The following is a 12,922-nucleotide window of genomic DNA, read 5'->3' on the forward strand; positions in this document are numbered from 1 at the left end:
AAATTAAGATGGAATTCCGAACATGAAATTCGGATTAATAAGTAGATAAAAAAACAAATAAAAAGTAAGGAATGACGTTATGAAAAAAAATTTAAAAACAACTGGAATTGGAAAGAAGGTAATTCCTGTAACAGCAGCATTAGGTATTCTTTTTTCTATGGCCCCTATTGCAGAAAATAAGGCTAGTGCAGGGATAGGTGCAGTAGTAGATATAGGTATTACTGTATTAGGTGCTGTAGCAAACACTTATCAAACACTTGGACTAGAACCAGGGGATATAGCACCAAGCACTACCATTGATGTATATGCAGAAAATCTAGCTTATCAGGCTCCTAATTTTAAATCTGGGGAATTTAATATTTCCATGTATCATACACAAGGTGATATGAATTTTACTAAGTCCGTTAAAGTGCGCTATCCAAATGGAAGAATTGAAAATCATCAACTAAAATCTGGGCAGCAGCTTAAAATTACTGACGCAGGAGCAATTATAGATTTAAATCCTAATGCAGCAAATATCTCAGAACACGATCTTCTTTACATTACACAAGCACAATTAAACGAAGGAAAGACCGGAGTTGTAATGAATCAAGATCACACTGCATTTGTAGAAAAAGCGTCTGGTAAAAACCCAAGAATACTTAATCCACTTTATAAAAAATATTCAGGCGATTCGTTTCAAGACTGGAGCGTGATTACTTATAGTCAGGATACCCTATTTGATTATATAGCAAATAAATTATCAGATGAGCAAAAACGATTGGTAACATTGACTTCAAAGCCAGTATCTAAAGATGTCCTTGACAGCTATGTTAATAATGATCCTAAAGCTCGTGCAGATTTTTATGATCGATTATCTGATGTATTGGCGGAGCGTACTAACGTCCTAGAGACATCTATGGCACTGCCATTCATTACACTAAATGACGGTAAACCTTATCAAATTATCCCTTATAAAAAAGGAACGAATAAAGTAATCGTAAAAACAGGTTCAAAATACCTTTCAGGAAAAGAAGGAAACGAACTTCAATATTCCGATTCGCTTAGCGATGATGAAGTGTTTGAACTTGTTCAGATAGGAAATTCTAACGATGGTAAATTTCAGTTCCGTTTGAATAACAAGAATGGAGTAAGTTTAGCTGGTAATCAGTATATTTCTGGATTCGCTACGGATTGGAGTTTCAAATCTGAAATTCGTTTCGATGATAAAAGCAACAATGAAATTAACAATTGGTTAATAGAGTGGTATCCGGGTAAAGAAAATGAGAGACAGAAGTATGATGAAGTACAGGCTGTAGCTGATGAAAAAGATTCTACGAAATGGATTGCAAAAGATTCCTCTGGAAACGTGATAAAGAACAGTTGGATAAACCGAGGTGATGGGTATTCCTTTACAGATGCTGAAGGAGTCATTTTGACAGGCTGGCAAGAAATTAAGGGGAAGACTTATTATTTCTCAGCGCCTTATGGCTACATGGTTGCTGGAAATGGAAGTGATTCACAGATTGAGAATAAATACTACTACTTTAATGATGATGGTGTTTTACAACGATCAACCTGGGAGGGAGATTCCTATGCCGATGCTTCTGGAGCATTCGTTAAAGAAGGTCTAAAAGAAGTAGATGGTAAAATTTATTACTTCCAAAATTACAATGTAAATAAAAAGGAAGTACGTATAGAAGATCGAGGGGTTATCCTTCACTTTTCCGACAAAGGTGTGCTTGAGAGAGTTTCTGATCTAAATGGAAAAGTTATAGACAGCGTTGTTAATGTTGAGTTGGACAACAAAATATTATCATTTAAGCATGACGGTTCGCTTTATAAAACAGGGCTCAACAAAAGTGAACAACTACTGGAATATTATAGTTTAGAAGATGGAATTTTCTATACCGGTTGGAAAATGATAGACGGTAAAAGATACTATTTCACAAATGGTCGCAATTACACGTTCAATGCTTATGAAAACATTGACGGAAAAAAATATTATTTTCATGAAGATGGATCAGTTAATCGCGCAGGATTTGAAAAAATCGATGGTAAGCTATACCATTTTGACAATAACGGCGTAGCACAAACGGGCTGGCAAACGATCGATAATAAATATTATTACTTCGATGAAAATGGGGCAGCTAAAACAGGATGGTTCCAAGTTGGTGGTGGATATAGACCTTGGCCTCTTGCATACGGATACCTTTGGTATTGTGCTAGAGAAGATGGTTCACTTTATTCAGACGGTTGGTTTAAAATTGACGGTAAAGATTATCACTTTGACCAATGGGGACATAAAATGTAATAACATAATGATAGTTTGAAAAGTTAGCCTATACGTATAAAAATGGGTCATGACATGGACTGAGTTTATTTTCCATGTTATGATCCGTTTTAGTTTTTTCGGGTATACTTCCTATTATTGCTTGCCAATTTGATTCTTTGAGACTGAATAAAACATAGATATTTTTACTCAATTGAAATCATGCTATGAAGCCTTGAGAATTCTCTACTGTACAAAAGTGATCACCATTAAAAAATAAGGCATAATTAAATTTGCATGGTATCGGAGGTGTAACAAAATGAAACAACTACATATAAGATTATCTCTCATACAATTATTTCTTTTAGTTTTGAATCTATTTATATTTTCTTCATCCCTGCCATTTTTACCTTGGTTTGTTGAAAATGCTTTGGGATGGTTAGCCATCTTGGCTACCACTCCTTTCCTATTAATTATCGGTAGAATAATGCCCCAACTTAAACAAAGTGAGGAATTTTACATAACAAGAACAAGAGCGGTTGTTCCTTTTATTGCATCTATTGTTTCACTATGTATTATGTTATTACCCACTATGAAATTATCGATTGTAATAGTTCTTATAATGAATGGTCTAATGGCTCTCATAACAATTGTATATTTATTGCAGGATTTCTGGAAAATGAATGAAAAATATAGATAAATAGCACCTTTAATTGTAAGACGTACTAACAATTAAAGGTGCTGTTTTTTTATGACCAAATATTCTTTAAAGACCGGATGCATAGATAGCATATAGATAGGATTAAGTAATTGGTAGGAAGGAGGGGGAAGATGAAATTTCGCAAAGATTGGTGGCTTGGTTTTCTTGGGCTAATTGGAGTGTATAAGTTTCCGGACGTAATGGATGCATTTCATGGTGAGAAGGGATGGACAGCGTGCATTGGTCTTATTTGGTTCGGTTATTTCATTCCAGAGAAGAAAGATGATGAAAAGAAAGAATCGTAACTACTCAGTCACTCTATGAAAAAACGAAAGAAAAACATTTTTTAAATGATCGAGAGGGACTGGCTATGTATAGGAGCGGTCAGGGCCTTTTCCTGCCACGTGCAAAGTTTTAAAACAAAGAAAGGTAGCAAGGTGTAGGTCCATTTTTATCTTCATGGCAGCAATCCATATGCTAAAAAATGAAAATAACTTTCTATAGGTAATAAGGGGTGTATTTTCATTGGAATCATACTCCTTATCAAACTTCTAAATGAAATGGATGGCTGAGTAATTACAAAGAATCTTAGTAAAAATACTTCTATTTACATGTAATTTTCTGTAAGATGGTAGAATGAGAGAATTCATATATTAGATTTTTAGATTTGGAGTGATAAAATGCAGCCATTGGAAAATGAAATTCATCCCGATATGGTCAAAGTTTGGAAAATTCATGCTTTGATTGAGACAGGAATTGAGCTCCTTGTTGTTATTGCGTATTTTGTATGCATGATTAAGTTTAATTGGTGGGAGTGGCTTTTTTGCGTACTTTTCATCGGGGCAATCGTATATATACCGTTTGATTATTTTATATTCCCTAAATTACGTCAACGTTATCACAGTTATCAACTAAATGAAGAAGAGATTGAGATTCAACATGGTATGTTTATGGTAAAACGTGTATTAGTTCCAATGATACGTGTACAGCACGTAACAATTGAGCAAGGTCCAATTATGAGAAAACACGGATTAGCAGAATTAAAAATCTCTACTGCGGCTACTTCTCATAGTATTCCAGGCTTACCAATGAGGGAAGCTGAGCGATTAAAGCGCCAAATTGGAGAACTCGCGAAGGTGAGTGATGAGGATGTATAAGAGGCAACATCCGATCACAATTTTACTAGAATTAAAACTCTCTCATCTATTACCAGGGATTATTCCTTTAATTAGTTTAAAAGGGAAGTTTTCTTTTTGGTATATGATCCCGATTGCGGTTTTTGTTGTAATCATTTTATTTGCCATTATCCATTGGTATTACAAAGTATATTGGGTAAAAGACAATATACTGCATATAAAACAAGGAATGTTTGTGAAAAAAGAGAGTTACTTAAATAAAGAGCGTGTACAAACGATAAATACAAGTTCGAATGTTCTATATCAATTATTAGGATTAACGAGACTAAAAATTGAAACAGCAGGCGGGGGGAAGGAACCAGAAGTAAGTTTAGCTGGTGTGACTCTTGAAGAGGCAAAAGCACTTATTTCTCTATTGAATGAGGAAACCGCTGTAAAAAGAGAAAATCAGGAAGAGATAACAGATTCTATTTCACAAGAAGAACCGAAATCATCCGAATACAAATTAACGTGGAAAGAAATTATCTTTGCTTCTATTACTTCTGGTGAATTTGGAATTGTGTTCTCTGTACTATTGTTTATTGCTTCAAAAGCACATGACTATGCTCCACAATGGATGATAGAAAAAGCGGAAAAATATGTGAAGGATTTTGATTTTGCTGTTTCCACTTGGATATACGTTGCTGCAGTATTACTTGTTTTATCGTGGGTCTTATCAACGATTCGCTATGCAATGAAGCATGCTAATTTTACTATATACCGAAAAAATAATGAAATACGGATTTCACAAGGGCTTTTTGAGAGAAAAGAAGTTGTGCTAAAAACACATCGTATTCAAGGGATTACAATAAAAGAAACGTTGTTACGTGAATGGTTAGGTTATTGTTCTATTCATGTAGAAGTCATTCAAAATGCTGAAAAAGGGGAGAAAAGTGTAACGATACATCCTCTTATGAAAAAAGCACATGTAACGGGCTTACTAGAGCAGTTAGAACTTCCTTATAAAATGGAAACAAGTCTTATCGGGTTACCCAAGGCGGCATTAAGGCGTTACTTACTTAGAAGTTGGATCTTCTTTATTATTTTAACAATCCCAATCGCAGGAGCAGCAATATATTTTGAGAAATATATTGCACTGCTAGTATTACTTCCGCTATTTGTTTTCTTGACATGGTTAGGTTACATATCGTTTACAGCTGGTGGCTATGCATTACATGGTAAACAGCTGACAATTGTATCTAGAGGCATTGGAAAGCGGACAGGTTTAATTCGTAGAAGGCATATACAATCATTATCGAAGACGCAAACGTTCTTCCAGCGTAAAGACAAGTTATGCACATATATATTTATTATTGCTTCATCAGAGCATGGGCATCATTACGAGTTGAAACATACGACGATGCATGATGCAGAAGCGATGCATGATTGGTTTAAGCAAAAAAATAAAAAGATCACCCTTTCGTAAAAGGGTGATCTTTTTTATGCCTGTACATCAAATGTCGTTACAAAAGATGGTCTTGAAAAAATGCTTTTTTGCGGCTCTGCATTCGTTTGTGCAGGGCGTTTTTTATGTGCATGTTCAAATGATTGTGATTCTGTCCAATCTTTGAAGTTTTGTTCTGTTTCCCACATTGTCATAATGACATATGTATCGTCACTTAATGGGCGTAGAACACGGATCGCTTGGAAGCCAGGCTCGTTTTCAATAAGCCCTGCACGGTTTTTAAAACGATTTTCAAAAACGGGACGACCTTCTTCTGTAACAGAAATATTGTTACAAACAATGAATCCAGGTTGGCCTTTAAATTCTCCAACTGCATCTAGCACGTCATACCCAAGTGAGCCAGCTACAGTTTCCTCGGTATTTTCTTTATAAAACATATTTTTTTTATCATTTTTTGCAGTGAAATGTGGTTGTTCGAGAGGTGTTTCGTATGAAATAATTGCTTTCATTTGTAATGCCTCCTTTATCAATTTGATTTCATTATATCAGCTCTTGTAAAAAACTTCGAAGATTATGTACATAAAGCTGATTCTTTTTCAAATAATAAATATACCATCATTTGGAAAGAAGGGCGATGCATGAGGAAAATAAAGTGGACTGTAATAAGCGGCGTGGCAGTGCTTGTAGTTGCGATTGTACTCTATAAACTCATTGTGTTAGCTGGCAGTTATATGATGGATGAAAAGCAGCTGGTTTTCCACTCTTCATCACGTATCGTTGATCAGCAAGGAAAAGAAATTACAAAGTTATATGTAGAAAATAGGGAGCTTGTACCGATTGAGCAGATTCCAAAGTATGTGCAGCAAGCATTTATAGCTGTAGAAGACGCTAGGTTTTATGAGCATTATGGAATTGACTATCCTTCTGTATTTCGCGCATTGTATAAAGACATTTTAGCGAGAGAGAAGGCTGAGGGCGGTAGTACAATTACGCAGCAACTAGTCAAAAATGTTTTTTTAACTCATGAAAAAACATTTACACGTAAATTAAAAGAAGTAGCGATAGCCCTCCAATTAGAACAAAAATACACGAAAGCGCAGCTTCTTGAAATGTATATGAACCATATTTATTTCGGTCATGGCGCCTATGGAATTCAGGCAGCGGCAAAATTGTATTTTAATAAAAATGTAGAACAATTGACAGTTGAAGAAGGAGCGATGCTTGCGGGGCTTCCGAAAGCGCCAAATGGGTATTCTCCATTTCTGCATCCAGAAAAGAGCAAGGAACGTCGTGATTTAGTGCTGTCTCTTATGCATAAACAAGGGTATGTATCAGCGGAGGAAAGCGTTCGCTATCAAGGGAAAACAATTGCTCTTTATAAAAATTTAGATGAGCGGGAACTTGCTTATATGCCATATGTAGATATGGTGGTAGATGAGGCGGCGCGTGTATATGGTTTGTCACATCAAGAAGTTCTCCGCGGGGGCTATACATTTGTTGTATCGATGGATGAGAAAATTCAAAAAGTAGCCTATGACCAATTTCAAGATGCCCGGAATTTCCCAGGTAAAGACAACGGAGTACAAGGTGCGTTTTTATTGATGGATAATGCGACGGGAGGAATTAAAGCCGCAATTGGTGGAAGAGAGTATGTTCCAAGAGGATTCAATAGGGTATTTGCGAAAAGGCAGCCAGGTTCTGTCTTAAAGCCGCTTATTGTATACGCACCAGCGCTAGAGACAAAAAAATATAATCCGTATTCCTTATTAACAAATGAGCAAACCGCCTTCGATGGATATGAACCCCGAAATTATAATCATAGGTATACAAAAGAAGTAACGATGTATGATGCACTCTTAGAATCAGCAAACGTACCAGCTGTGTCCTTATTGCATGAACTCGGGGCGGAGGAAGGGAAGCAATATTTAGAGAAGGGGAATATTCACATTGCAGATTCTGGCTTAAGTATGGCACTTGGCGGATTAAAAGAAGGGGTTTCTCCATTTGAACTTGTTAAGATGTATCGTGCTTTTTTAGCAAATGGAAAGATTATTGAGCCGCATGTTATTGAAAAGGTATTGGATCGGCACGGAGCAGTAATTGGAGAATCACCTAAAGGTGAAACGAAAATTTTTTCAAAGCAAACAGCGTGGTATATGACAAAAATGTTAGAAGGTGTTGTAGAAGAAGGGACAGCCAAAGCAGGTATATATAGCGGAGCATTAGCTGGGAAGACAGGTACGACGTCAATTTCAAATCAAAGTGGAGGTGCCAGAGATGTTTGGTTTGTTGGATACACTCCGAGTTTAGTAGGTGCTGTCTGGATTGGATATGATCGTACGGACAAAGAACATCAATTACAAGATGGAAAGCTATCCGCAACAGTGCTATTTAAAAAGATTTTAACGAAGGCAAATATACAAGATAATATGAAGTTTAAGCAGCCAAAAGGTGTTGAAACAATTGGTAAGCCAATCCGCTTAAGTAAAATTGAAAATATAGAGGCGAAATTATCTTTTAGTCCTTTTGGTTTATTTACCACGAAATTAAGTTGGACACCGCTGTCAGATAAAAGAGTTATATATCGAATTTATAAGATTGAGAAAGGAGTCCATACTCATGTTGGAACAGTAACAGGAATTGGCGAATATGAAGACAAATTTACGAATATATTCGCTAAACCAAGTTTTTATATTGTTCCATATAACCCGCAAACAAACCAAGAAGGAGAAAAGACAAAAGTAGCTAAACCGTAGTTTTGCTTATGATATAATATGAATGTTGTGAAAATAGTAAGCGGTTTTACGAACGTTTGTGTCAATTTCATGAACAACGTACATAATGCTATGCATTTTGTTTTTACAACCTGTATAGTAAAAAAAGATAAATATAGGATAGGATTCGTTAGAAGTGTGAGTAAGGAAGGGAGCAAGGGTCTTGGGAAGAACTATAAATGAGACATTTTTAAAAGCATGTAAAGGGGAACGAACAGAATATGTGCCAGCATGGTATATGCGACAAGCCGGTCGTTCGCAGCCTGAATATAGAAAAATAAAAGAAAAGTATTCTTTATTTGAAATCACACATAACCCAGAGCTATGTGCTTATGTTACAAAGCTTCCAGTTGATCAATACAATGTAGATGCGGCGATTCTTTATAAAGATATTATGTCACCGCTTCCAGCGATTGGTGTTGATGTGGAAATTAAATCTGGAATTGGACCAGTTATTGATAATCCAATTCGTTCTTTACAAGATGTGGAAAAGCTTGGAGAAATTCATCCAGAAGAGGATGTACCATATATATTAGATACAATTCGTTTATTAACATCAGAAATGTTAGATGTGCCATTAATTGGTTTTTCGGGAGCGCCATTTACATTAGCGAGTTATATGATTGAAGGGGGACCTTCTCGTAACTATCACAAAACGAAGGCATTTATGTATGCGGAGCCAAAAGCTTGGTTTGCTTTAATGGATAAGCTAGCGGATATGGTCGTTACATATGTAAAAGCGCAAATTAACGCAGGAGCAAAAGCAGTTCAAATCTTTGATTCTTGGGTTGGAACAGTAAATGTAGCAGACTATCGTGTGTTTATTAAACCAGCAATGGAGCGTATTTTTGCAGAAGTTCGTGAAATGGGCGTTCCGATGATTATGCACGGTGTTGGTGCAGGACATTTAGCGAATGAGTGGAATGATCTACCTCTTGATGTAGTAGGGTTAGATTGGCGCCTGCCAATTGAAGAAGCGCGTGCACGCGGCATTCATAAAGCTGTACAAGGAAATATGGACCCGTCTCTATTACTTGCACCTTGGCCTGTTATTGAAGAACATGTGAAAGGTATTTTAGAGCAAGGAATGAAGCAACCTGGTTATGTATTTAATTTAGGTCATGGTGTATTCCCAGAGGTAAATCCAGATACATTAAAACGCTTAACGGCATTTATTCATGAGTATTCTAAAGGATGGTTAGCAAAGTAAAGGAGAACAGGTGTATGAAAAAGAAAATGGGTTTGCTTGTAATGGCATACGGAACTCCATATAAAGAAGAAGATATTGAACGTTATTACACGCATATTCGTAGAGGACGAAAGCCAAGTCCTGAAATGTTAGAGGACCTAACAGAACGTTATCGTGCGATTGGTGGTATTTCTCCTTTAGCTACTATTACGTTAGAACAGGCAAAAAAATTAGAAAAGCGTTTAAATGAAATGCAGGATCACGTGGAATTTCATATGTACCTCGGTTTAAAGCATATTGAACCTTTTATTGAGGATGCTATACAAGCTATGCATAATGATGGAATTGAAGAGGCAATTGCCCTTGTTCTTGCCCCTCACTATTCTACTTTTAGTGTGAAATCATATATCGGACGAGCACAAGAAGAAGCGGAGAAACTCGGGAATTTAACAATTCATGGTATTGATAGTTGGTACAAAGAACCGAAATTTATTCAGTATTGGGTAGATGAAGTGAAAAAAATATACGATAACATGACAGAAGCGGAACGTGAAAAAACAGTTTTAATTGTGTCTGCACATAGTTTGCCAGAGAAGATTATTACGCTTGGTGATCCATATCCAGAACAGTTACATGAGACAGCGGATTATATTGCACGCGGTGCAGAAGTTCGAAATTATGCGGTTGGTTGGCAAAGTGCGGGAAATACACCAGATCCATGGATTGGACCGGATGTACAAGACTTAACGAGAGAGTTACATGAAAAGTATGGTTACAATTCGTTTGTATATGCACCAGCTGGATTTGTTGCTGAACATTTAGAAGTGTTATACGACAATGATGTTGAATGTAAAGTTGTTACAGAAGAAATCGGAGCAAAATATTATCGCCCAGAAATGCCAAATGCATCAGAAGCGTTTATTTCTTGTTTAGCAGATGTCGTTTTAAAGAAACAAGCAGAAATTTTGTAATACCTTGGGGAAGGAGGGAACGTTTTGAAGAAGAAAGTTGTTATCATCGGTGGTGGAATTACAGGCTTAACAACAGCGTATTACTTACAAAAAGAAATTCGCGAAAAAGGATTGCCGATTGATACATTGTTAATAGAAGCATCGGGCAAACTTGGAGGGAAAATTCAAACCGTTCGAAAAGATGGATTTACAATTGAGCGTGGTCCAGATTCTTTCTTAGAAAGAAAAGAAAGTGCAGCTAGATTAATCAGAGACTTAGGGATTGGAGATCAACTTGTAAATAATGCAACTGGTAAGTCATTTGTTCTGGTGAACAACCGATTACATAAGATGCCGAATGGATCAATGATGGGAATTCCAACGCAAATTACCCCGTTTCTATTTTCAGGATTGTTCTCTCCGATTGGTAAATTAAGAGCTGGTTTTGATTTTGTATTACCGCGTTCAAGGCCAGTTTCTGATCAATCGCTTGGTCAATTTTTCCGTCGTCGTTTAGGAAATGAAGTGGTTGAAAACTTAATTGAACCGTTGCTATCTGGTATTTATGCAGGGGATGTTGATCAAATGAGTTTAATGGCGACATTCCCGCAATTTTATCAAGTTGAGCAGAAATATCGTAGTATTTCACTTGGTATGCGTACGTTAGCACCGAAGCAGAAAAAGGATGTAAAGCCAAAAGGAATCTTTTTAACATTAAAACAAGGGCTGGAATCCTTGGTTGAAGCAATCGAGGAGAAGCTTGATAGTAGCAGTGTTATGAAGGGAACGCGCATTGAAAAAGTTGCAAAACTTGGCGATGGCTATGCGATTACTCTTAGTAATGGAAAAGAGATTGAAGCAGACGCTATCGTAGTTGCGGCGTCACATAAAGTATTACCATCTATGTTTGCTCAGTATAAGCAGTTTCGTTTCTTACGTAATATTCCATCCACATCAGTTGCGAATGTAGCGTTAGCTTTTCCGAAAGAAGCAATCAAGCGTGATATTAATGGTACGGGCTTTGTTGTATCTCGAAATAGTGACTTTACAATCACTGCGTGTACGTGGACACATAAGAAGTGGCCGCATACAACACCAGAAGGAAAAGTATTGCTTCGTTGCTATGTTGGACGTCCTGGTGATGAAGCAGTCGTAGAACAAACGGATGAAGAAATTGTTCAATTTATATTAGAAGATTTACAAAAAACAATGGATATTACAGCTGATCCAGACTTTACTGTTGTAAGCCGCTGGAAAGATGCAATGCCGCAATATACAGTGGGGCATAAAGAGCGAATGAAAAAATTAACCGCATTTATGGAGCAAGAATTACCAGGTATTTATCTAGCAGGCTGTTCTTATGCAGGTACTGGTCTTCCTGATTGTATTGACCAAGGTGAGGCAGTTGTAAAGCATGTATTAGCTCATTTGGAAAGAATAACGGAAACAGAATTCGTTACGCAATAATAAAAAGCATCCTTAACGCATAAGGATGCTTTTTATGTTATAGATCAATTGATTTTCCAATAGCTTCTTTGCATCTCATTCTTTTTTGAAGTCTACGCATATATATTTTTTTATCTTTTTGTACGCCCTTTATATACATAAATAGACTAATGATCCCAAATAACGTACATTGCACAGTTAGAATGTAAGGTGACATTCCTTGCAGTGGTTGTTTCGGGTCATATAAATGAATAGGTGCTCCGCCAACTGTAGGAAATATCATATTTAAAACCACATAGGGAAGCGAACTAACAGTAAACGGAAATAAAATGGCCATGTAATCTTTTTGTGACCATATAGAGGCAGCTAAACCTAAAACGGCCATTAAACCAGCAAATATAAAGTTAATAATAATATATATAGATATATAATCAATGGGAGAATCATAATACAATGATGCAAACATACCATTGGTGTTTATAATACCCGAGGTTAATGATGGAATGCCATCTGGGATTGTCAGTTTACAAAGTAATAAGGACAGTAGGAACGGAAAGATATAAAGAAGTCCGCCGCAAAAAAAAGTAACAATATATTTTGTACATAGATAAGAGAACATAGGAATCTCTTTGCTTATAAATAGTTTAAAGCCATCTGATTTATCAGCGTTATAACTTGTACTAAATGGTATAGAAGCGATAATAGGCATTAATAATAAATAAACATCCATTTCATCATCACGAAAGCCAATCCATTTATACGATGTTGTTAAAAGTTCGTTTGGTATGACACCTACATATTGTAAGACGTAGTAATAGTGATAAATGAAAATAAGAACGAACATACTACATAAGAAACCTACGGAAACACGATTTAAAAAAGCTTGCTTTATATTTAAACTTAGTGCACGCATCATGATTGGAATAGCCCCCACTACTTTAATGAATGTATCTATGTTCTATATTACTATTAATTGTAAATATTTTCTTGTTTTTTCATTTAATAATTGAAAAAAGTATATATACATCAATT

11 protein-coding genes are annotated in these 12,922 nt (G+C 36.2%); 9 read left to right on the forward strand and 2 right to left on the reverse strand.

From position 1 onward, the window contains the following. The first annotated feature begins 79 nt into the window (after nt 1-79). The 5 genes from V7183_RS11750 (at nt 80) to V7183_RS11770 (ending at nt 5,552) form a co-directional block, all read left to right on the forward strand. Nucleotides 80-2,293, forward strand: coding sequence for an N-acetylmuramoyl-L-alanine amidase family protein (locus V7183_RS11750; RefSeq protein ID WP_335359623.1), 2,214 nt, complete (start codon nt 80-82; stop codon nt 2,291-2,293). Nucleotides 2,294-2,570: 277 nt separating this feature from the next. After that, nucleotides 2,571-2,951, forward strand: a complete 381-nt coding sequence (locus V7183_RS11755; protein ID WP_335359624.1) for a hypothetical protein — start codon at nt 2,571-2,573, stop codon at nt 2,949-2,951. A 131-nt stretch (nt 2,952-3,082) separates the two neighbouring features. After that, nucleotides 3,083-3,256, forward strand: a complete 174-nt coding sequence (locus V7183_RS11760; RefSeq protein ID WP_335359625.1) for a hypothetical protein — start codon at nt 3,083-3,085, stop codon at nt 3,254-3,256. Between the two features lie 375 nt (nt 3,257-3,631). Then, complete coding sequence (locus V7183_RS11765) at nt 3,632-4,108, forward strand: PH domain-containing protein (RefSeq protein ID WP_097899665.1); 477 nt, start codon at nt 3,632-3,634, stop codon at nt 4,106-4,108. Next, nucleotides 4,101-5,552 carry a PH domain-containing protein gene (locus V7183_RS11770; RefSeq protein ID WP_335359626.1) on the forward strand — a complete coding sequence of 484 codons (1,452 nt, stop codon included), beginning with the start codon at nt 4,101-4,103 and terminating at the stop codon, nt 5,550-5,552. The genes V7183_RS11765 and V7183_RS11770 overlap by 8 nt, the downstream gene beginning before the upstream one ends. A gap of 14 nt (nt 5,553-5,566) precedes the next feature. On the opposite strand, the gene V7183_RS11775 is transcribed toward V7183_RS11770, so the two are convergent. Continuing rightward, the gene (locus V7183_RS11775; protein ID WP_097899663.1) at nt 5,567-6,040 is read right to left on the reverse strand and encodes an antibiotic biosynthesis monooxygenase family protein; all 474 of its coding nucleotides are present in this window, start codon (nt 6,038-6,040) and stop codon (nt 5,567-5,569) included. A gap of 129 nt (nt 6,041-6,169) precedes the next feature. Between V7183_RS11775 and V7183_RS11780 the strand changes: the two genes are divergently transcribed. From V7183_RS11780 to hemY, 4 genes are all read left to right on the forward strand, one after another. Next, nucleotides 6,170-8,287: a transglycosylase domain-containing protein gene (locus V7183_RS11780; protein WP_335359627.1), complete on the forward strand. Its 2,118-nt coding sequence runs from the start codon at nt 6,170-6,172 to the stop codon at nt 8,285-8,287. Nucleotides 8,288-8,468: 181 nt separating this feature from the next. After that, nucleotides 8,469-9,515, forward strand: a complete 1,047-nt coding sequence (gene hemE, locus V7183_RS11785; protein WP_335359628.1) for a uroporphyrinogen decarboxylase — start codon at nt 8,469-8,471, stop codon at nt 9,513-9,515. Between the two features lie 14 nt (nt 9,516-9,529). Next, nucleotides 9,530-10,465 carry a ferrochelatase gene (hemH, locus tag V7183_RS11790; RefSeq protein ID WP_335359629.1) on the forward strand — a complete coding sequence of 312 codons (936 nt, stop codon included), beginning with the start codon at nt 9,530-9,532 and terminating at the stop codon, nt 10,463-10,465. Between the two features lie 24 nt (nt 10,466-10,489). Further along, a complete protein-coding gene (hemY, locus tag V7183_RS11795) occupies nt 10,490-11,911 on the forward strand; it encodes a protoporphyrinogen oxidase (RefSeq protein WP_335359630.1) in 1,422 nt (473 codons plus the stop codon). Between the two features lie 37 nt (nt 11,912-11,948). On the opposite strand, the gene V7183_RS11800 is transcribed toward hemY, so the two are convergent. Continuing rightward, on the reverse strand, nt 11,949-12,806 hold the full coding sequence (locus V7183_RS11800) for a hypothetical protein (protein WP_335359631.1): 858 nt from the start codon (nt 12,804-12,806) through the stop codon (nt 11,949-11,951). Between the last annotated feature and the right edge of the window lie 116 nt (nt 12,807-12,922).

The sequence above is a fragment of the Bacillus sp. JJ1127 genome, from assembly GCF_036965845.1.
In the GTDB taxonomy this organism is placed as follows: Bacteria; Bacillota; Bacilli; order Bacillales; family Bacillaceae_G; genus Bacillus_A.